Source organism: Microbacterium sp. 1S1, assembly GCF_008271365.1.
In the GTDB taxonomy this organism is placed as follows: domain Bacteria; phylum Actinomycetota; class Actinomycetes; order Actinomycetales; family Microbacteriaceae; genus Microbacterium.
In genome coordinates, this window is record NZ_CP043430.1 from 782,591 (window position 1) to 801,114 (window position 18,524).

Sequence of the window (18,524 nt, forward strand, 5' to 3'; positions counted from 1 at the left end):
AGCGACGACCCGCCACACTGGGGGGATGCGGATCCTGGTGGTGGACGACGAAGTGCGTCTGGCCGAGGGCGTGCGCCGCGGACTCGAAGCCGAGGGGTTCGCGGTCGACGTCGCCCACAACGGCGTCGACGGCCTGTGGCGGGCGCGCGAGACGCGGTACGACGCCATCGTGCTCGACCTGATGATGCCCGGCATGAGCGGTTGGAAGGTCTGCGAGGCGCTGCGCACTGAGGAGAACTGGACCCCGGTACTGATGCTCACGGCCAAGGACGGCGAGTGGGATCAGGTGGAGGCGCTGGAGAGCGGCGCCGACGACTATGTCACGAAGCCCTTCTCGTTCGCGATCCTCGTGGCGCGGATCCGCGCACTCGTGCGCCGCGGCGCCGTCGCGCGACCGACGATCCTCGAGGCGGGCGACCTGCGACTGGACCCCGCCGGGCACCACGTCTGGCGCGGCGACACCCCGATCACCGTGACGGCCCGTGAGTTCGCGGTGCTCGAGCACCTGATGCGGCATCGTGGCCAGGTGCTGTCGAAGCGGGACCTCCTCGCGGGCGTCTGGGACGACGACTTCGACGGCGACCCGAACATCGTCGAGGTCTACATCGGGCATCTCCGCCGCAAGGTGGACAAGCCGTTCGGACGCGAGGCCATCGAGACCATCCGTGGCGCGGGATACCGGTTGGCGGCGAACGGTGGCTGAGCGGCGCTGGCGATCGGTCCGCGGCAGGACCACCCTCGGTGCCACCCTCGTCGTCGCGGTCGCGCTGCTCCTCGGAGCCTTCTCCTTCTACGGGGTGCTGAGCGCGAGCATCCACGGCAGCGCCGAACGCGCGGCGGAGCAACGGCTGGAAGAACTCGTCGACCGATTCGACGGTCCCGGACGGCGTGGCCCCGACCAACTCGACGACGATCTCGTGCAACTGCTCGGGCCGGACGGATCGGTCAGGGCGGCCAGCGAGGAGGCCGTCGACGCGCTCGGCACCTCCCCGCTGCCCGCGGACGACGATCCGCAGGTGCTGAGTGTCGACGGGGAGCCGATGATCGTGGTGTCTGAGGGCGTCGAGGGCGACCAGACCCTCGTCCTGGCGGTGCCCCTGGACGAGGAGGCGGAGACGCTCGCGACGGTGGCCGCGCTTCTCGCGATCGCCGTCCCCGCGCTGCTGCTGCTCGTGGCCGTCACGACCTGGCTCGTCACGGGACGCGCGCTGCGCCCGGTCACCCGCATCCGGCAGGAGGTCGAGGGCATCACCGCCGAACGACTCGACCACAGGGTGCCCGTTCCCGACACCGCGGACGAGATCCGCTCCCTCGCGGTCACGATGAACGGGATGCTGGACCGGCTCGACGCGGCGGCGACCGCCCAGCGACGGTTCGTCTCCGATGCGTCACATGAGTTGCGGTCTCCCCTGGCGACGATCCGTCAGCACGCCGAGCTCGCCCAGGCGCATCCGGAGGTGACGAGCATCGGTGAGCTCGCGGAGGTGGTGTCCGAGGAAGGGCTCCGGCTCCAGGGCATCGTGGAGTCGCTGCTGCTCCTCGCCCGCCTCGACGAAGGCGCGGCCGGGAACGCGGAACCGGTGGACCTCGACGACCTCGCCCTCGCGGAGGCGCGGCGGCTGCGGACGACCCGGCTCGACGTCGACGGCTCCGGCATCCACGCCGCCCGCACCATGGGCGATCCTCGGCTGCTCGGCCAGCTGTTGCGGAACCTCGCGGACAACGCCGCGCGACACAGCAACGGCCGCGTCGCGATCGGGACGGAATCACGACCGCAGCACGTGACCCTCACCGTCGAAGACGACGGGGCCGGCATCCCGCCGGAGGAGCGGGACCGCATCTTCGAACGCTTCGTCCGGCTCGACGAGGCCCGCAGCCGCGACGCGGGAGGCAGCGGCCTCGGCCTCGCCATCGCCCAGGGCATCGCCACCGCCGCCCACGGCTCGATCACGGTGGACACCTCCCGGTGGGGCGGCGCCCGCTTCACCGTCACCCTCCCCTGGCCGGCCCACTCTCCTGACCCCGCCCGGGCCGGCCCACTCTTCGGCCCCTCGCCCGGGATATCGGTTCCTGAACGGGGCTTCAGGATGCTTCAGGGTGGCTTCAGCGCCGTCAGGAGACCATCGAGACATGAACGACAAGACTCCTGCTCCCGACCAGAACCCCACGCCGGACGAGAACGACGCCGCGGGTCAGAACTCGGCACCCGCCGTCCCGAACGCGGGCCAGGACCAGAACGCCGGACAGAGCTCCCCCGCCGGCCCTGCCACGACCGACGGCACGAACCCCGGCTCCCCGACGGTGCCGGTCGAGCCGGCCGCCACCCCGAACGCCGCACCGCAAGCACCGGTCGCATCGACGCCCGCGAAGCCCGGACGCAAGCGCGCCCTCCTCATCGGGGGCGGGATCGCGGCTGCGGTGCTGCTCGCCGGCGGTGGCGTGGCCGTGGGCGCCGCGATCGGCGACGAGTTCGGTGACGACGACGACCGCCCCGCCATGGAGGGCCCCCGCCACGAGGGCGACCACGGCCCGCGCGGCGATCACCGCGACGACGACGACGCCCGCCCGAGCGGAGACCGCGGGCCCGTGACCGGCATCGGCACCGACGACGTCGACGAGCTCCTCGCGATCGCGGCCGCTGCCCAGAGCGCCGCCGAGGGCGAGGTCACGTCGATCGACGCGAAGCGCGACGGGACGTGGGAGGTGCAGCTGACCACCGCCGCCGGGGACGAGACCGAGGTGCGCGTCGACGACGAGCGCAGCGCGAGCGTGGTGTCGACCGACGCTGCGGACGCCGACGATCAGGGGCCGACCCTGACCCTCGACGAGGAGACCATCCGCACCCTCGTCGACGCGGCTCTCGCCGAGGCCGACGGGATGATCACCGACCTCGACGTGGACTCCGACGACGTCAGCCCCTACGACGCCTCCGTCCTCACCACGGACAACCGTTCGATCGACATCTCCCTCGACGCCTCGTTCGCGGTCGTGGGTACCGACATCGACGAGTGACGGCCGAGCCGACGGCTAGCATGCAAGGATGACGAACTCCGATCCGATCGACGAGGTCTCCATCGGCGGCGAGGTCATCCGCCTCGGGCAGTTCCTCAAGTTCGCGGGCCTGCTCGACTCGGGCGGTGATGCGAAGGAAGTCATCATCGACGGCTACGTCACCGTGAACGGCGAGGTCGACCGCCGCCGCGGGCGTCAGCTCCGCGACGGCGACGTGGTGACCTTCGAGGGCCGGGCGGTCCGCGGCCGGCCCTGACCCGGGGGCACGGACACGTCCGCCCCCTCCGCACCCCGGTTCCGCGCTTCGCTCACGAGCACCGCGGTCACCCCGGCACCGCACAGGACGAAGCCGCCGAGCGTGACCGGGGTCAGCGGCTCGCCGAGCAGGAGCGCCCCGCTGATCGCCGTCGCCGGTGCCACGAGGAACAGCAGGGCTTGCAGGGCGGTGATCCCGACCCGGCGCAGCAGCCACCAGTACAGTCCATAGGCCGCGAGCGTGGGAAAGACCGCGGTCAGGACCACGGCCAGCCAGAACGATGGTCGAGCCGGCGGGATCAGCGCCCCCGAGAGCGCTCCGATGACGAGGAGCAGTACGGCGGTCACGCTCACGTGGATGGTCAGGGTCAGCAGCACCCCCGTGCGCACGGCCGTCCGCCGCTGCACGAGGGTGCCGATGACGAGGCACACCAGGGCCGCTGCCGGAAGGAGGTAGGCGGCGAGCGGGGCCGAGCCGTCGCCGAACTGCGACTGAACGACGAGGAGCACACCCGCCGCTCCGATCCCGAGCCCCGCCACCTGGCCACCACGCACCTGGAGGCCCAGCACCGGGCCGACCAGGACGGCGATGAGCAGCGGCTGGACGGCGTCGATCAGCGCGACGGTCCCGCTGGCGATGCCCGCGCCGACGGCCGCGTACACCGCCGCGCAGTAGCCGAACTGTGCGAGCGACCCGATGACCGCTTGCACGCCGAGTTCGCGCCGCATCATCCCCTTCCCCGCCCCGGACACCGCGGTCACGCCGATGAGCAGGAGCGCCAAGGGAGCGAACCGCCAGACGAGAAGCGTGAGCGGGTCGACGTCGGTCGTGGCGACGGCCGGGATGAGGAAGCCCGAGCTCCAGGTGAGCACGAAAGCCGCCGCGGCGCCCACCGTGAGAGTCGCCGAGAGTATACCGATCTGTTTACTCATTCCCTCACTATACAGGTTGGTATACTCTTTGCATGTCGATCCCCGTGCCGGAGCTCCCGCTGCTGACCCCCGGAGCGCGCCGCGTGCTCGACGCCGCCTCCGATCTCTTCTACGAGCGCGGCATCCACGCCATCGGGGTCGACACCATCGCCGCCGCGGCCGGGGTGACGAAGAAGACGCTCTACGACCGGTTCGGGTCCAAGGAGGCCCTCGTGGTGTCGTACCTCCAGCACCGGGATGCGCGCTGGCGAGACCACGTCGCCGCCCACCTGGCGCGCGTTCCGGAGCCAGGGCCCGTGCGCGTGCTCGCGATCTTCGACGCCGCCATCGCCTGGGTGCCTGACAACAGCGCCAAGGGGTGCAGCGCCATCAACGCCAGGGCCGAGATCGACGGCGCGGGGGACGCGCCGCTCGTGCTCGCCGAAGCCCGGCGCGAGAAGGAGTGGCTGCTCGCGGTCTTCGCGGAGCTCTGCAGTGAGGCCGGGTTCCACGACCCTCACCGGCTCGCCGAGACGCTCATGCTCCTCTACGAGGGTGCGATCGTCACGGTCGGCATGGGGACGTTCGCGGAGCCGTTCGCGACCGCTCGGGAAAGCGCGCGCCGGTTGCTGGACTCGGCGCCGACCGGCGTGTCCTAGACGCTCGCCGTCGGCGAGGACCGCGGCGGCAGGACCGCGCGCACCGTGACCACGAGGAAGGCCACGAGCAGCACCACCATCGTCACATCCGCCACGATGTAGGCGTAGTGGGCGCCATCGGTCCCCGGCGCCTCCTCCCCCGCGATGACGAGGTCGCTGCGCCGATTGAGGATGGGGCGGATGATGACCACCTCGACGAGGAACACCACCCACAGCCCGCCGAGGAGCAGGGCGGAGGACCGCCCGACCCTGGCCCGCACACTGACCGCCGTCAAGACGAGGAGCACCGCGCCTGCGAGGACGTTGAGGGCCGTGAACACGAGGCGGCCGATGCCGAGACCCAGCGGGATCGTGATCCCGGGTGCCAAGAACTTCAGCGGCGCCTCGAGGAACGATATCGCGATGATCGCGCCGAGCAGGAACGCCGGCAGAAGCAGGCGCAGCGCGGTCACCGTGCGTCCACCTCTCATGCCCCCAGGCTAAACGGCGCATCCAGACCCCCGGAGGGCGGTAGCCGTGGAAATCGCCGCACAGGCTGGTGAGATGGATAATGGGTAACATGCCACGTCCTACCGACGCCTATCGCGGCCTCGCTCAGAGCAGCAGACTGCGGGTTCTCGCCGCCATCATGGACACCCCGGGAATCGGTCTCGCGGAGCTCTCCCTCACCACGGGGCTCCACGTGAATACGCTCCGCGACCACGTGCGCGTGCTCGAAGGTGAGGGGCTCACCCGCTCCGAGGTCGAGCACACCGGTCGGCGCGGCCGCCCGCGCCTGCGGTTCTCGCCGGTCCCGCCGACAGAGCCGAACGAGGTCGAGGAACGTCGCATGCAGGAAGCCATCCGCAACGGCGACCTCATGCGCGCGGTTCTCCCGGCGACCCGGTCAGGCCTCCCCGAGGCGGCGACCCACCAGCTCGACGCGCTGTTCCATCACCTCGACGACGTGGGCCTGCAGCCGGAGATCGACGAGAAGAAGCTCACGGTCGACCTCTCCCCCTGCCGCTTCCGCGCCCTGCTGACCGACGACCAGAGCGTGGTCTGCCGGGTGCACGAGGAGCTGATGAAGTCGGTGCTGGCCCGAGCCGGAGGACCGGTCGAGGTCGCGCGCGTGATCCCGTTCGCGACGACCCAGTCCTGCCATGTGCGGCTGACACTCCGCGAGGACGCCGCTGCGGAGGCACCGGGGCGGCCTCAACTCAGTTGAAGTCGCCGCCCGGGGCCATGTCGGCGAACCGGGAATAGTGCCCCTGGAACGCGACGGTGATGGTCGCGGTCGGACCGTTACGGTGCTTGGCCACGATGAGGTCGGCCTCGCCGGGACGGACGTCCTTGTCGTAGACGGAGTCGCGGTGCAGGAGGATGACCATGTCGGCGTCCTGCTCGATCGATCCGGACTCTCGCAGGTCGCTGATGGCGGGCTTCTTGTCCTGTCGCTGCTCGGGACCACGGTTCAGCTGCGAGAGCGCGATGACCGGCACCTGCAGCTCCTTGGCAATCAGCTTGAGGCTTCGGGAGAACTCCGAGACCTCCTGCTGACGGGACTCGACGCGCTTGCCGGACGTCATGAGCTGGAGGTAGTCGATGATGACCATGCGCAGACCAGCGCGCTGCTTCAGCCGTCGGCACTTCGCCCGGATCTCGACGAGGGTCATGTTCGGGCTGTCGTCGATGTAGAGCGGAGCATCGTTGATGCGGCCGCGCGTCGCGGCGACCGTCGTCCAGTCGCGCGGGTCGAGCGTCCCCTTGCGCATGTTCTGCAGCGGGATCGCCCCCTCCGCGCTGAGCAGACGCATCGCGATCTCGCTCTTGCCCATCTCGAGGGAGAAGAAGATCGACGGGAAGTCATGCCCGATGGACGCGGCGCGGGCGAAGTCGAGGGCGAGCGTCGACTTTCCCATGGCGGGACGGGCGGCGACGACGATCATCTGGCCGCCGTGCAGGCCGTTGGTGAGTTCGTCGAGCTCGCGGAACCCGGTCGGGATGCCGGTCATGGACCCGTCGCGGCCGTTGGCCGCCTCGATCTCCTCGACGGCCGCGTCGACGGCGACGGTCAGCGGCACGTAGTCCTCGGCCGTCTCCGAGCCGGTGACCGAGTAGATCTCGGCCTGCGCGTTGTTGACGATGTCGGTCGCGTCGCCCTGGCCGTCGTAGCCGAGCTGCACGATGCGCGTCCCCGCGTCGACGAGGCGGCGGAGGATCGCGCGCTCGGAGACGATGCCGGCGTAGTATCCGGCGTTGGCGGCGGTGGGCACGATCGAGGTGAGCGTGTGCAGGTAGTCGGCGCCGCCGGCCTTGCTCAGCTCACCGGTCTTGATGAGCTCGTCGGTGACCGCGACGACGTCGGTCGGCTCGCCGTGGGAGTAGAGCGAGAGGATCGCCTCGAAGATGAGCTCGTGCTTGGGGATGTAGAAGTCAGCGCCCTTGAGCGTCTCGATCACGTCGGCGACCGCATCCTTCGACAGGAGCATGCCGCCCAGGGCGCTCTGCTCGGCCAGGAGGTCGTGCGGAGGGGTGCGCTCGGGCGGGCGCTGCCCTCCCAGGCGCTCCTCGGAGATGTCGGCGATCGACACTGTGTTCCCTTCGATGCGACGGTTCTGAGGCGGACCCCGGCGCGCGCATCCGCGGATGTCGGTGCGGGGGCCGCGGCCGCTCGGCGGCCATCCCCAGACAAACAGGAGCCCCCGACATTCGGTCGCTCGACCACGCTATGAGCGGTCTCCACACGGTGCAACACAGCCTGTGGATAACCATGTGGACAGCGTGCGGAGAATCTCGGAGTGTCTGTGCAGAACGGGTGTGGATAACCCGGTGGATGGTGTGAGTGGGAGACTTTTTTTATCCTGCTGAGCTGGGATAAGTCGTTTCCCCACCCTGTGGATGAAAACGAGTTTAAATTGCGCGTTGAAGGTTTCCCCGTCTGGGGGGACATGTGTAGAACCTGGGGAAAGTCAAGCCGGAAATCCGCCGGGCGCGTCACGATCTGACACGAGTCGAATCGGATGTAAACGCCCCTGGACAGAGCCGAGGTCGACGAGTATTCTGCCTCCCATCGACACACCCGTGACGACTGGACGTTGACCTTCAGAGGGGGAGGACGACGTGGACGCTCGGACCACCCGACGCGGCGTACCCGCCGTGGTCCTCTGGGGTGGCTTCGGCGCGCTCGCCTGGGCGGCACTCACGGTGCTCACCGGCGGCGGATCCGCGCAGGCCGATGAGCAGCCCCAGGGCCAGCTCGACAGCCTCACCTCGGTGGTGTCCGAGACGGTCACGGCGGTGACGAAACCGGTCGTGAACGACGTCGTGGCTCCTGTTGTGAACCATGTAGCGACGCCGGTGGTCCAGGAGGTCGTCGCGCCCGTCGTGCAGGAGGTAGTGAAACCGGTCGTGACTCACGTCACCGCTCCGGTGCAGCAGGCCGCTCCCGAGGTCGTTGAGACAGTGACCGAGACCGTGACGCAGGTCCCGATCGTCGGAGACACCGCCGCCCCCGTGCTCGAGACCGTCGCGGAGACCACGGAGACGGTCGTCGAACCCGTCACCGACGTGCTCGTCTCTGCCCCGGCCTCACAGATCACCGCGCCCGTGCTCGACCTCGTCGGCGACCTTCCGCTGGTCGGCGGCATCGTCGTCGACTCGGGCGCCATCGAGCTCGTCGAGAACGTCGTCGGCGTCGTCGACGACACGACCGGCCTCGTCGGCGGCGTTGCGGAAGAGGCCGTCCCGCCCGTCGTCGAGGCGCTCACGCCGCAGGTCCCGGTCGCACCGCAGACGCCGGTGGACGCCGTCCCTGCGAGCACCGTGACCCCGCGTGCGGACTTCACCATCGTGCCGCCGGCGCTCACCTCCCCGCGCTCTGCGTCTCCCTTGGCGGGCCACGAGTCTGCGCTGTGGGCTGGCTCTCCGGTCAGGGCGACCCTCTCCGCGACGGACACGCAGAGCCCCGTTGGTGACACCGCTCCGGCGCCGTTCGGCGCCCCTCCGGGCGCCCCCGTCGCCCCCGCTTCTTCTTCCGCCGCATCCGGCGGAACCTCCGCCAGCGCCCACGCTCGCGTGAGCGAGATCGGCGCCACCCCGCTCCGTGCCTGGGAGCGGGCCGTCGGCGCGACGGACGACGCCCTTCCAGGCGCTCCCGTCGCTGACACCGACGTCTCTCCCGACTGACGGCCTGTCGCGTCATCCCACCCGGGTGACAGATGCCGTGCTGCGCGCGCACTCTCTCGCGCGCATCCCATCAGACAGACCAGTCACGTCAGGAGAACCATCATGCGTAGTTACGCGAAGCGCGTCCTCTGGGGCACGCTCATCGCCGGCGGGATCACCCTGCTCGGCGCGACGGCCGCCAATGCGGCCGAGACATCCGGAGACGACGGACTCCTCTCCGGAACCCAGGCCGTAGCGCCGATCACCGCTCCGATCACGGTCGTCGACAACGCGATCTCCGTGCTCGGTGACGCGGCGTCGACTTCACCGGCACCTGCTCCCGCCCCGGCACCAGCCCCAGCCCCGGCTCCCGCCCCTGCACCGGCCCCGGCACCTGCTCCGCAGACGAGCGGTGACCAGGGAACCGCCTCCGGCACGCAGGCGGCCGTCGCGGTGAACCTTCCCGTCACGGTGACGGACAACGCCATCAGCCTCACCGAAGACTCCACGACCAGCACCCCGGCCGCCGCTCCTCCCCAGAGCGCGGCTCCCCAGGCCCCTGACGCGGCCGGGGTGCTTTCCCTCGACACGGACGGCCTGGAGGGCGTGCTTTCGGGCACCCAGGCTCTGGTGGCGGTCACCGCCCCGGTGACCGTGTCCGACAACGCCATCTCGCTGCTCGGTGACTCCGAGTCGGCCGCCGAAGGTGGGAGCGCCGCAGCACCGGCCCCTGCTCCGGCGACCGGGTCGAGCACTTCGGGCGAGGACGGCACGGCCAGCGGCACCCAGGTGGTCGCCCCGGTGACCGCCCCGGTCACCGTCGGCGGCAACGCCATCTCGCTCCTGGGCGACAGCGAGGCCACCGGCAGCACCGGCGGCACCACACCGGCACCGGCAGCACCCGCGACCGGGTCGAGCACTTCCGGCGAGGACGGCACGGCCAGCGGCACCCAGGTCGTCGCCCCGGTGACGGCCCCCGTGACCGCCAGCGGCAACGCCATCTCCCTCCTGGGCGACAGCGAGGCCACCGGCACCACCGGCAGCACCACCACCCCTGTCGCACCCGCGGCCGGCGGCAGCACCACCGGCGGTGACGACAGCATCCTCGGCGGTTCGCAGGTCGTCGCACCCGTGGCGGCTCCGGTGACCGTCGGCGGCAACGCCATCTCCCTCCTGGGCGACAGCGAGGCCACCGGTACCACCGGCACCACCACACCGGCGCCCGCCCCCCCCGCGGCGGGCGGCAGCCCTCGGGCGAGGACGGCACGGCCAGCGGCACGCAGGTCGTCGCACCCGTGACGGCCCCCGTGACCGTCGGCGGCAACGCCATCTCCGTCACCGACGACGCGACCGTCACCGGCACCACCGGCGGCACCACCGCCCCGACCGCACCCACGACCGGAGGCAGCACCACCGGCGGAGACAACAGCACCCTCGGCGGCACCCAGGTGGTCGCACCCGTGACGGCCCCCATCGGCGTCACCGGCAACGCCATCTCCGTCACCGACGACGCCACCGTCACCGGCACCACCGGCGGCGCCACGTCCCCGACCGCACCCACGACCGGAGGCAGCACCACCGGCGGAGACGACAGCATCCTCGGCGGGACTCAGCTGGAACTCCCGGTGACGCTTCCCATCACGATCGGCGGGAACGCGATCTCCGTCGTCGGCGAGAGCACGGTGACCGATCCGGGCACGAACCCCGGCACTGACCCCGGTACGGATCCGGGCACCGACCCGGGAACGGACCCCGGCACCGACCCCGGAACGAACCCGGGGACCGACCCTGGCACGAACCCGGGCACCGCCCCCGGAACGAACCCGGGAACCACTCCGAGCACCGGAGCCGGCATGACAAGCATGCCGTGGGCTGCGGGTGCCGCCGCGACGGGTGAGGCCACCGGCCTCGCGATGACCGGTGGTGCCTCGGCCCCGTGGCTGTGGGCCCTGGCCGCTCTCCTGCTGCTGGGAGGTGCGGGCCTGCTGCGCCGTCGCGCGGCGTAGGCGCTGAGCCCCGGCGGTGGCGATGTCCTCGGGGGAGGAGACGCGCCACCGCCGGCGCGCGGCAGCGCCCGCACGTGCGGTGCAGCCCTCGCTGCGCTTCCTCTGCCGAGCGTGACCGCCGCGCAAACGGCGGATGCCCCGTGGTCCCCCACCGCGGGGCATCCGTGCGCCCGTTCTGCGGACGCATTGGACGTGATGGGGCTTAGCCGAGCTCCTGGAGCTCCGCCGTCATGTCGCCGCCCGCGTCTCCGGTGTTGACCGTACCCTTCGGTTCGAAGAGGATCGCCTGCACCTCTTCCTCGGCTTTCGGGCAGTGTTCGACGCCCCGAGGCACCACGAACACGTCGTTCGGATTCAGGATGACGTCGCGGTCGCGGAGCTGGATCGTCAGGCGTCCGCTCACCACGAAGAACAGCTCGTCGGTCTCGGGATGCGTGTGCCAGACGAACTCGCCCTGCAACTTCACCACCTTGACGTCGTAGTCGTTGACGCTCGTGAGCCGGTGTGGCTGCCAGTGCTCGTGAATCGTGGAAAGGGCCTCGTGCACATTGCGAACGTCATCCGTCATGGCCAGCAGCCTATCCGCCCGGGGCGATCGATCCGTCAGCGTCGATGACGGCGGCAGTGCCCGGGAAGTCCCGCCGCCCGCGCTCGCCCATCAGGGCGGACGCCCGACCGGACGGATCGGGTGAAGGGGCGCCGCCTTCGGCATCGAAGCGAATGGACCGGACTTCTCCGCCGAGGAAGGCGCCGTCCGCACGGAGACGGACCGACAGGTAGGCGCCGAAGCGCGTCTCCTCCTCCGCCTCGAAGACACAGCAGATACAGGTAGAGGAACCGGACGACGCGCGGACGGAACACCACGGCCCACGGTCGGGCCAGCGCCGCGGAGGCGAAATATCCGGACAGGAACAGGAACAACGGCATGAGGAACGGCCAGATGAGGTCGCTCGCGAGGTCCCAGGCTCCGGGGAGGGGGATGCCGAGTCGCCAGTCGGCCTTCAGGTAGGTCTTCAGCACGACGTGCCAGAACACCACGAGGACGATCAGCAGCCCCTTCGCGGCATCACCCCAGGGCGCTCTGGATGTCGGGAACGGGGGTGGTGCCGCCATGGAATCGAGCCAACAGCACCGCATGTTGCGTCGGCGTATGAGAAATCACCGTCGCCTGATCCTCACCGCGTCCTGACGCAGAAACGCCCCCCGTCCCGGAGGACAGGGGGCGTTCGTTCGACAGGCGCGAAGGCCCGCCGAGTGTCTTACTTGGCGGCGACGACCTGCAGCGTGATGACGGCAGTGACGTCCTCGTGCAGACGCACGGTCGCCTCGTGCTCACCGGTCGCCTTGATGGGCGAGGGGATGTGCACCTTGCGCTTGTCGATCGAGCCGAGGCCCGCAGCCGTGACGGCCTCTGCGACGTCGGCGGTCTTCACCGAGCCGAACAGACGGCCTTCCTTGCCGGCCTTCACCGCGAGGCGCACCTTGGTGCCCTCGAGGGTGTTCTTGAGGGCCACAGCCTCGTCGCGGTCGTGGATCGCGCGTGCCTGACGCGCGGCCTGGATCGACGCGACCTGCTTTTCGCCACCACGGGTCCACGCCGTAGCGAAGCCCTGGGGGATGAGGTAGTTGCGGGCGTACCCGTTCTTGACCTCGACCACGTCACCGGCGCTACCCAGCCCGGCGACCTCGTTCGTGAGAATCAGCTTTGCCATCTCAGTACCCCTTACCGGCCGGCGCCAGCGTAGGGCAGGAGCGCCATCTCGCGCGCGTTCTTGATCGCGGTGGCGATCAGACGCTGCTCCTGCACCGACACACCGGTGATGCGACGGGCGCGGATCTTGCCGCGCTCCGAGACGAACTTGCGGAGGGTGGCGACATCCTTGTAATCGATGACGCCGACCCGGATGGACTTCGCGGGAGCGGCGTTCTTCGCGCCCTTCCGCGGCTTGCGGCGGTCGCCGCTCGACTTTCCAGCCATTGCTTTTCCTTAGTGATGAGCGGGGTGCGGCCCTTCGACAAGCTCAGGGACCCACCCGTGAAGAAGTGTTTTCAGAAGGGGGTGTCGTCGCCGAAGCTGCCCGGAGTGCTCCAGGCGTCGGCGCTGGTCGAGGAACCGGGCGTGGACCACGGCTCCTCCGACACCTGCTGCTGCTGCGCGGGACGGGACTGACCCCCGCCGCCGCCCGAGGCCGCACGAGTGACCTGCGCGGTCGCGTACCGGAGCGAGGGGCCGATCTCGTCGACCTCCAGCTCGATCGCGGTGCGCTGGTTGCCCTCGCGGTCCTGGTACGAGCGCTGACGCAGGCGGCCCTGCGCGATCACGCGCATGCCCTTGGTGAGCGAGCCCGCCACGTGCTCGGCGAACTCGCGCCACACCGACGCGCGGAGGAACAGCGCTTCGCCGTCCTTCCACTCGTTCGCGGCACGGTCGAAGTTGCGAGGCGTCGACGCGATGGTGAAGTTCGCCACCGGCAGCCCGTTCTGCGTGTAGCGCAGCTCGGGGTCGGCGGTGAGGTTGCCCACCACGGTGATGACGGTTTCGCCGGCCATGGGATCAGGCCTTCGCAGCCTTGGCGGACTTGCGGGCAGCCTTCTCCTCGGCGCGCTTGGCCTCGGAAGCGATCATCGCCTGAGCCTCCTCGGCGCGGAGCACCTTGGTGCGCATGATCTGCTCGTTCAGCTTGAGCTGACGGTCGAGCTCCTGCGTGGCGGCGCTGGTCGCGGTGAAGTTGACGACGGCGTAGATGCCCTCGGTCTTCTTCTGGATCTCGTAGGCGAGACGGCGCTTGCCCCAGATGTCGACGTTCTCGATCGAGCCACCATCGTTGGTGATGACCTTCAGGAACTTGTCGAGCGTCGGGGCGACCTGGCGCTCGTCGATCTCGGGGGTCAGAATGACCATGAGTTCGTACTGGTGCGTCACTTACCCACCTCCTTCGGACTAGAACGGCTCTCGGGACTTTCCCGGGAGCAGGAGGGTGTGTGCACGTGCCCGCCGTGGGCGCCCGAGTGGGGGCCGGAAGGCAGACAACCTCGACAGTCTAGCGGAGATTCCTCGGAGCCGCCTCCCACGGATCGCGCCCGTCCTTGGCATGCTGGAGGGCGTGCCTGGTGACGGTCATCGGCACGTGACCTGGAGGGGGGCGCCATGCGCGTCAACAAGTGGGGGGTCGGCGTCGTACTCGCCGCCGCCGTCATGCTCACCGGATGTTCGGCGGGAGGGTCGGACAAGCCGGCCGAATCGAAGCCGAGCGGAGCTGCGTCGCAGGAGGCGGAAGCACCGTCCAGCGACTGCCCCGAGCTCGCCGACGGCGCCACGGTCGACGGCTCCGCGCTCGGCGCCTGCATCGCCGAGGCCATGACCGACACCGCCGGCTACGCCGCCAAGACCACCGTGATGGGCATGGAGTCCACCACGCGCTTCAACCCGTCGGAGAAGGCTCTCGAGTCGCTCTCCCCGATGGGCTCGATCGTGGCCATCGGTGACGACGTCTGGGTGAAGTCGCCGTCCAGCGACTGGCAGACCGCCGACCCGTCGTCGAGCGACCCGATCATCGCGGGCCTCAGCACCACCGCGAAGGACGTCACCGCCATGGATCCCGCCGCGACGGCGAAGGCCATCACGGGCGAGTTCGCCGTGACCGGCACCGGCGAGCGTCTCGGCCAGAAGGTGTACCTCGTCAGTGGCACCGTCGAGCAGGCCGGCACCCCTGTCGACGTCGTCTTCGAGGTCACCGAGGACTACGTCAACCTCGCCTCGACCAGCTCCGCCACCGTCGAGGGACAGTCGGTCGACGTCGCGCTCGAGATCACCGAGTGGGACGTGAAGCAGGACATCGTCGCGCCGGTCTGATCGGACGAGACTCGCGAAGGGCCGGAGCGCACGCTCCGGCCCTTCGTCGTCTCCGTCCGTCAGTAGGCGACGGGAGGCACCTCGGCCCAGACGATGCGGTCCTCGGCGGAGGGGGCATCGGGAATGCGGCCCGTGCCGTCCGGCTCCGGGATCGCGGCGAGCAGCGCCTGCGTGTAGGGGTGTCGTGGCGTCGCCCACAGCTCAGCGGTCGGACCGGATTCGAGCACTCGCCCGCCGAACATGACGAACGTGCGATCGGCGATACGACGCACGACCGCGAGATCGTGGGAGATGAAGAGCATCCCCGCGCCGGACTCGGCCACGAGGTCGCGCATGAGCCCGGCGACACTCGTCTGGGTGGACGCGTCGAGCGCGGAGATCGGCTCGTCGGCCACGAGCAGCGAGGGCCGTGCGGCGAGTGCCCGCGCGATCGCGATGCGCTGCTTCTGACCGCCCGAGAACTGATGCGGGAAGCGACTGCGCACCTCGGCGGGCAGTCCGACCCGCTCCAGCCATTCCTCCACGGTGGAGCCGGCGGCACCGCGCGCGCGGGCGGTCGCGATGCCGTCGGAGATCTGGTCGCCGATCCGCCGTCGCGGGTTCAGCGAGGTCGCCGGGTCCTGGAAGACCATCTGGATGCCGGTGAGCGCCGTGTCACGACGACGGATCCCCAGCGGCGCGACGGGGGCGCCGCGGAACGATACGGTCCCGGCGGCCGTCTTCTCGATGCCGACGACGGCGCGAGCCAGGCTCGACTTGCCGCTGCCGGACTCACCCACGAGGGCGACGGTCTCCCCCGCCGCGACGCTCAGCGAGACGCCGTTCACCGCGATCACGGGCGGGTTGCCGGGATACCGCACCACCACCTCGCGCGCGTCGAGGACGCTGACCTCACTCATCCGCGGCCTCCTCGGGGCTCTCCTCGATGCGCGACCCCGGCAGGGCCGCGAGCAGCATACGGGTGTACTCGTGCTGCGGGGCGCGGAAGAGCGTCTCCCGATCGGCGAGCTCGACGATGCGACCGTCCTTCATGACGGCCACCGTGTCGGCGATCGCGCTCATGACGCCCAGGTCGTGGGTGACGAGCAGCACGGCGAGATTCCGCTCGATCGCCAGGTCGCGCAGCAGCTTCAGGATGCCGGCCTGAACCGTCACGTCGAGCGCGGTCGTCGGCTCGTCCGCGAGCAGGACCTCCGGGTCGCAGGCGAGGGCGCACGCGATCGCGATGCGCTGCCGCTGTCCGCCGGAGAACTGATGGGGATACCGCTTCAGGGCCTCGGCCGGGTTCGGCACCTGCACGGTCTCGAGCAGCTCCACCGCCCGCGCGCGCGCAGCAGCTCCCTTGAGTCCGAGGTGCACGCGCATGTGGTCGGTGAGCTGACGGCCGACCGGCAGCTGCGGGTGCAGCGAGGCCGACGGGTCCTGGAAGACCATCGCGATGCGCTTCCCGCGGATGCGGTTGAGCCCCCGGCGGTTACGACCGACGAGCTCCTCCCCCGCGAGCAGGATCGAGCCGCCGGTCTTCGCCTGTCGCGGCAGCAGGCCGAGCACGGCGAGGGAGGTGAGTGTCTTGCCGGAGCCGGACTCGCCCGCGAGGCCATGGATGCGCCCCGGTTCGAGTTCCAGGGAGACGCCCTTGACGAGCGGACGGCCGATGTCGATCGTGAGGTCGCGGATGCTGAGCGTCGCCGTGCTCTGCGCGGTCATGCGGGCACCCCCGTCGCGGAGGCCGTGTGCTCGGCCTGCTTCTCGTGTGTGATCTCCGCGGTCGGGTCGAGCACGTCGCGCATCGCATCGCCGAGGAAGTTGAACGCGAGCACCACGGTGAGGATCGCGAGCCCCGGGAAGACCCCGAGCCACCAGGCGTCGAAGTTCTGCATCGCCCCGGAGATCATCGACCCCCACTCGGCCGTCGGCGGCTGGGCTCCGAGACCGAGGAAGGAGAGGCCGGAGAGCAGGAGGATGGCCGCACCGATGTCGAGCGTCGCGAGCACGAGCACGGGGCCGGCGATGTTCGGGAGGATGTCGACGAAGAGGGTGCGCAGCGGCGAGTGGCCGAGAAGGCGACCGGCGATCACGTAGTTCTGTCCGCGGAGGCCGAGCACGATGCTGCGGGTGACGCGGGCGTACTGGGGCCATGAGACCACGATCGCGGCGATGACCGCGTTGAACAGGGAGGGGCCGAGCGACGCGGCGACCACCATGGCCAGGATCACGGTCGGGAAGGCCATGAACAGGTCGGTGATGCGCATGAGGGTCTCATCGACCGCGCGACCGAAGTAGCCGGCGACCGCACCGACGAGCGTCCCGATGATCATGGCGGCGATCACCAGCATGAGCGCCAGCGGGAGGCTCACCGTGGCACCCGTCATCAGCCGGGAGAAGATGTCGCGACCGTTGCCGTCCGTACCGAGGATCGTGTCGATGCCCGGTGCCTGCAGTCGAGGCAGGACCTGAGCGTTCGGCGGGTACGGCACCCACCACTGCGCGGTGAAGGCGACGATGATCCACGCACCGGCGATGACCGTGCCGATGATGCCGAGCGGGGTGCGCCAGGCACGCGGCCAGCGGAAGCGGAAGCGGCCGGCGGGGGTCGCTGCGGCGATGCGGCTCATGCGATCCTCACTCTCGGGTCGAGCACGCCGTAGAGCAGGTCCACGATGAAGTTGATGAGGAGGTAGATGACGCCGACGACGAGGCCCACGCCCATGATGCCGGGCAGGTCGAGGTTCGCGGCGGAGTTGTAGGCGTACGTCCCCAGCCCCGGCCAGGCGAACACCGACTCCACGAGCACGGTCCCGGAGAGCAGGGCGCCGAACGCGACACCGACGACCGTGAGGATCGGGAGCGAGGCTCCCCGGAGCACGTAGTCGAGGATGACGCGCATCGCCGGCAGACCCTTGGCCCTGGCCGCCCGCACGTAGTCGCTGCCGAGGACCTCGAGCACCGAGGTGCGGATGAAGCGGGTCAGGAGGCCGATGGTCACGAGTGAGAGCACCATGACCGGCAGCGCGAGATGCGCGAGAGCGTCGAAGAAGCCGACAGCGTCGCCGTTCAGCAGGTAGTCGACCGTGTAGAGCCCGGTCACGCGCGGCGGCGGGGTGATCGACGGCGAGATGCGCCCGGAGCCCGGTGCGATGCGCAGCTCCAGGAAGAAGACGTAGAAGCTGACAAGCGCGAGCCAGAAGGTCGGGACGCTGAGTCCGACGAGGGTGACGACGCGGATGACCTGGTCGGTCACGAGGCCGCGGCGGTAGGCGGCGAGGGTGCCGAGCACGATGCTGACCGCGAGGCTGACGATGATCGCGCCGATCGCGATCTCGATCGTGGCGGGCACCGCGGTGGCGAGGTCGCTGGTGACCGGGCGTCCGGTCACCAGCGACGTGCCGAGGTCCCCGCGGAGCAGGTTCCCCATATAGATGAAGTACTGGACGAACAGCGGCTGGTCGAGTCCGTTCGCCTTGATGAACGCCTCGCGCGTCGCCGGGTTCTGCGACGCGCCCTCACCGAGCGCGGCCGAGACCGGGTCTCCCGGCACCAGGTTGGTGAGCGCGAACGTGACGATGGTCACGCCCACCAACAGGAGCAGGGAGGTCCCGGCTCGCCGCAGCAGGTACCCGACGAGAGGCGAGCGGCGCCGCTGCGCCTGCCTCTGCACGGCCACTGTCGTCATGATGGTCC

23 protein-coding genes are annotated in these 18,524 nt (G+C 70.2%); 10 read left to right on the forward strand and 13 right to left on the reverse strand.

Going from position 1 to position 18,524, the window contains the following annotated elements; genetic code table 11:
• Window positions 1-25: 25 nt before the first annotated feature.
• From FY549_RS03995 to FY549_RS04010, 4 genes are read left to right on the forward strand one after another with little or no spacing between them, the layout of a single operon-like run.
• On the forward strand, window positions 26-703 hold the full coding sequence (locus FY549_RS03995) for a response regulator transcription factor (RefSeq protein ID WP_149083932.1): 678 nt from the start codon (window positions 26-28) through the stop codon (window positions 701-703).
• Complete coding sequence (locus FY549_RS04000) at window positions 696-2,477, forward strand: ATP-binding protein (protein ID WP_262381130.1); 1,782 nt, start codon at window positions 696-698, stop codon at window positions 2,475-2,477. The genes FY549_RS03995 and FY549_RS04000 overlap by 8 nt, the downstream gene beginning before the upstream one ends.
• Entirely contained in the window at window positions 2,446-3,012 is a 567-nt protein-coding gene (locus FY549_RS04005; protein WP_262381131.1) for a hypothetical protein, read from the forward strand. Before FY549_RS04000 ends, FY549_RS04005 begins: the two co-directional genes overlap by 32 nt.
• Before the next feature lie 28 nt (window positions 3,013-3,040).
• Window positions 3,041-3,268, forward strand: a complete 228-nt coding sequence (locus FY549_RS04010; protein ID WP_149083934.1) for an RNA-binding S4 domain-containing protein — start codon at window positions 3,041-3,043, stop codon at window positions 3,266-3,268.
• Here FY549_RS04010 and FY549_RS04015 read toward each other — a convergent pair.
• Window positions 3,208-4,200, reverse strand: a complete 993-nt coding sequence (locus FY549_RS04015; RefSeq protein WP_149083935.1) for a DMT family transporter — start codon at window positions 4,198-4,200, stop codon at window positions 3,208-3,210. The genes FY549_RS04010 and FY549_RS04015 overlap by 61 nt on opposite strands.
• Window positions 4,201-4,232: 32 nt before the next feature.
• On the opposite strand from FY549_RS04015, the gene FY549_RS04020 reads away from it, so the two are divergent.
• On the forward strand, window positions 4,233-4,838 hold the full coding sequence (locus FY549_RS04020; RefSeq protein ID WP_149083936.1) for a TetR/AcrR family transcriptional regulator: 606 nt from the start codon (window positions 4,233-4,235) through the stop codon (window positions 4,836-4,838).
• Here the strand turns inward: FY549_RS04020 and FY549_RS04025 are convergent.
• Window positions 4,835-5,308, reverse strand: a complete 474-nt coding sequence (locus FY549_RS04025) for a hypothetical protein (RefSeq protein ID WP_149083937.1) — start codon at window positions 5,306-5,308, stop codon at window positions 4,835-4,837. The genes FY549_RS04020 and FY549_RS04025 overlap by 4 nt on opposite strands.
• 89 nt (window positions 5,309-5,397) lie before the next feature.
• Here FY549_RS04025 and FY549_RS04030 point away from each other — a divergent pair, with 89 nt between their 5' ends.
• Complete coding sequence (locus FY549_RS04030; protein WP_149083938.1) at window positions 5,398-6,045, forward strand: transcriptional regulator; 648 nt, start codon at window positions 5,398-5,400, stop codon at window positions 6,043-6,045.
• Here the strand turns inward: FY549_RS04030 and dnaB are convergent.
• On the reverse strand, window positions 6,038-7,411 hold the full coding sequence (dnaB, locus tag FY549_RS04035; protein WP_062637804.1) for a replicative DNA helicase: 1,374 nt from the start codon (window positions 7,409-7,411) through the stop codon (window positions 6,038-6,040). The two genes, FY549_RS04030 and dnaB, sit on opposite strands and share 8 nt — an antisense overlap.
• 529 nt (window positions 7,412-7,940) lie before the next feature.
• Here dnaB and FY549_RS04040 point away from each other — a divergent pair.
• The 3 genes from FY549_RS04040 to FY549_RS04045 all read left to right on the forward strand — a co-directional run bounded on the left by FY549_RS04040 (window position 7,941) and on the right by FY549_RS04045 (window position 10,990).
• Window positions 7,941-9,005, forward strand: coding sequence for a hypothetical protein (locus FY549_RS04040; RefSeq protein ID WP_149083939.1), 1,065 nt, complete (start codon window positions 7,941-7,943; stop codon window positions 9,003-9,005).
• 102 nt (window positions 9,006-9,107) lie between these two features.
• Complete coding sequence (locus FY549_RS16445; protein WP_187614974.1) at window positions 9,108-10,283, forward strand: hypothetical protein; 1,176 nt, start codon at window positions 9,108-9,110, stop codon at window positions 10,281-10,283.
• Window positions 10,280-10,990, forward strand: a complete 711-nt coding sequence (locus tag FY549_RS04045) for a hypothetical protein (protein ID WP_159463356.1) — start codon at window positions 10,280-10,282, stop codon at window positions 10,988-10,990. The genes FY549_RS16445 and FY549_RS04045 overlap by 4 nt, the downstream gene beginning before the upstream one ends.
• A 202-nt stretch (window positions 10,991-11,192) precedes the next feature.
• On the opposite strand, the gene FY549_RS04050 is transcribed toward FY549_RS04045, so the two are convergent.
• From FY549_RS04050 to rpsF, 6 genes are all read right to left on the reverse strand, one after another.
• Entirely contained in the window at window positions 11,193-11,558 is a 366-nt protein-coding gene (locus FY549_RS04050) for a cupin domain-containing protein (RefSeq protein ID WP_149083940.1), read from the reverse strand.
• Window positions 11,559-11,593: 35 nt separating this feature from the next.
• A complete protein-coding gene (locus tag FY549_RS16900; RefSeq protein ID WP_149083941.1) occupies window positions 11,594-12,127 on the reverse strand; it encodes an acyltransferase family protein in 534 nt (177 codons plus the stop codon).
• Between the two features lie 122 nt (window positions 12,128-12,249).
• Window positions 12,250-12,702 carry a 50S ribosomal protein L9 gene (gene rplI / locus FY549_RS04060; RefSeq protein WP_025102814.1) on the reverse strand — a complete coding sequence of 151 codons (453 nt, stop codon included), beginning with the start codon at window positions 12,700-12,702 and terminating at the stop codon, window positions 12,250-12,252.
• An 11-nt stretch (window positions 12,703-12,713) separates the two neighbouring features.
• Window positions 12,714-12,968: a 30S ribosomal protein S18 gene (gene rpsR, locus FY549_RS04065; protein WP_017203799.1), complete on the reverse strand. Its 255-nt coding sequence runs from the start codon at window positions 12,966-12,968 to the stop codon at window positions 12,714-12,716.
• 71 nt (window positions 12,969-13,039) lie between these two features.
• Window positions 13,040-13,540, reverse strand: coding sequence for a single-stranded DNA-binding protein (locus FY549_RS04070; protein WP_149083942.1), 501 nt, complete (start codon window positions 13,538-13,540; stop codon window positions 13,040-13,042).
• Between the two features lie 4 nt (window positions 13,541-13,544).
• Entirely contained in the window at window positions 13,545-13,913 is a 369-nt protein-coding gene (rpsF, locus tag FY549_RS04075; RefSeq protein WP_149083943.1) for a 30S ribosomal protein S6, read from the reverse strand.
• Window positions 13,914-14,138: 225 nt separating this feature from the next.
• Here rpsF and FY549_RS04080 point away from each other — a divergent pair, with 225 nt between their 5' ends.
• The gene (locus FY549_RS04080) at window positions 14,139-14,843 is read left to right on the forward strand and encodes a hypothetical protein (RefSeq protein WP_149083944.1); all 705 of its coding nucleotides are present in this window, start codon (window positions 14,139-14,141) and stop codon (window positions 14,841-14,843) included.
• A 59-nt stretch (window positions 14,844-14,902) separates the two neighbouring features.
• On the opposite strand, the gene FY549_RS04085 is transcribed toward FY549_RS04080, so the two are convergent.
• Genes FY549_RS04085 through FY549_RS04100 form a run of 4 tightly spaced genes read right to left on the reverse strand, consistent with a single transcriptional unit; the run spans window position 14,903 to window position 18,516 of the window.
• Window positions 14,903-15,742, reverse strand: coding sequence for an ABC transporter ATP-binding protein (locus tag FY549_RS04085; RefSeq protein ID WP_149083945.1), 840 nt, complete (start codon window positions 15,740-15,742; stop codon window positions 14,903-14,905).
• Window positions 15,735-16,550, reverse strand: a complete 816-nt coding sequence (locus FY549_RS04090; RefSeq protein WP_149083946.1) for an ABC transporter ATP-binding protein — start codon at window positions 16,548-16,550, stop codon at window positions 15,735-15,737. The genes FY549_RS04085 and FY549_RS04090 overlap by 8 nt, the downstream gene beginning before the upstream one ends.
• The gene (locus FY549_RS04095; RefSeq protein WP_149083947.1) at window positions 16,547-17,458 is read right to left on the reverse strand and encodes an ABC transporter permease; all 912 of its coding nucleotides are present in this window, start codon (window positions 17,456-17,458) and stop codon (window positions 16,547-16,549) included. The genes FY549_RS04090 and FY549_RS04095 overlap by 4 nt, the downstream gene beginning before the upstream one ends.
• Window positions 17,455-18,516, reverse strand: a complete 1,062-nt coding sequence (locus FY549_RS04100; RefSeq protein ID WP_058631931.1) for an ABC transporter permease — start codon at window positions 18,514-18,516, stop codon at window positions 17,455-17,457. The genes FY549_RS04095 and FY549_RS04100 overlap by 4 nt, the downstream gene beginning before the upstream one ends.
• Window positions 18,517-18,524 lie beyond the last annotated feature (8 nt).

What these genes read in the sequence shown, in the direction of transcription:
- FY549_RS04025 (WP_149083937.1), bottom strand. Translation starts at nt 5,308, where the DNA reads ATGAGAGGTGGACGCACGGTGACCGCGCTGCGCCTGCTTCTGCCGGCG.
- FY549_RS04100 (WP_058631931.1), bottom strand. Translation starts at nt 18,516, where the DNA reads ATGACGACAGTGGCCGTGCAGAGGCAGGCGCAGCGGCGCCGCTCGCCT.
- FY549_RS04010 (WP_149083934.1), top strand. Translation starts at nt 3,041, where the DNA reads ATGACGAACTCCGATCCGATCGACGAGGTCTCCATCGGCGGCGAGGTC.
- FY549_RS04020 (WP_149083936.1), top strand. Translation starts at nt 4,233, where the DNA reads ATGTCGATCCCCGTGCCGGAGCTCCCGCTGCTGACCCCCGGAGCGCGC.
- FY549_RS04030 (WP_149083938.1), top strand. Translation starts at nt 5,398, where the DNA reads ATGCCACGTCCTACCGACGCCTATCGCGGCCTCGCTCAGAGCAGCAGA.
- FY549_RS04015 (WP_149083935.1), bottom strand. Translation starts at nt 4,200, where the DNA reads ATGAGTAAACAGATCGGTATACTCTCGGCGACTCTCACGGTGGGCGCC.
- FY549_RS03995 (WP_149083932.1), top strand. Translation starts at nt 26, where the DNA reads ATGCGGATCCTGGTGGTGGACGACGAAGTGCGTCTGGCCGAGGGCGTG.
- FY549_RS04095 (WP_149083947.1), bottom strand. Translation starts at nt 17,458, where the DNA reads ATGAGCCGCATCGCCGCAGCGACCCCCGCCGGCCGCTTCCGCTTCCGC.
- FY549_RS04080 (WP_149083944.1), top strand. Translation starts at nt 14,139, where the DNA reads ATGCGCGTCAACAAGTGGGGGGTCGGCGTCGTACTCGCCGCCGCCGTC.
- FY549_RS04090 (WP_149083946.1), bottom strand. Translation starts at nt 16,550, where the DNA reads ATGACCGCGCAGAGCACGGCGACGCTCAGCATCCGCGACCTCACGATC.
- rpsR (WP_017203799.1), bottom strand. Translation starts at nt 12,968, where the DNA reads ATGGCTGGAAAGTCGAGCGGCGACCGCCGCAAGCCGCGGAAGGGCGCG.
- rplI (WP_025102814.1), bottom strand. Translation starts at nt 12,702, where the DNA reads ATGGCAAAGCTGATTCTCACGAACGAGGTCGCCGGGCTGGGTAGCGCC.
- FY549_RS04070 (WP_149083942.1), bottom strand. Translation starts at nt 13,540, where the DNA reads ATGGCCGGCGAAACCGTCATCACCGTGGTGGGCAACCTCACCGCCGAC.
- FY549_RS16900 (WP_149083941.1), bottom strand. Translation starts at nt 12,127, where the DNA reads ATGCGGTGCTGTTGGCTCGATTCCATGGCGGCACCACCCCCGTTCCCG.
- FY549_RS16445 (WP_187614974.1), top strand. Translation starts at nt 9,108, where the DNA reads ATGCGTAGTTACGCGAAGCGCGTCCTCTGGGGCACGCTCATCGCCGGC.
- FY549_RS04085 (WP_149083945.1), bottom strand. Translation starts at nt 15,742, where the DNA reads ATGAGTGAGGTCAGCGTCCTCGACGCGCGCGAGGTGGTGGTGCGGTAT.
- FY549_RS04050 (WP_149083940.1), bottom strand. Translation starts at nt 11,558, where the DNA reads ATGACGGATGACGTTCGCAATGTGCACGAGGCCCTTTCCACGATTCAC.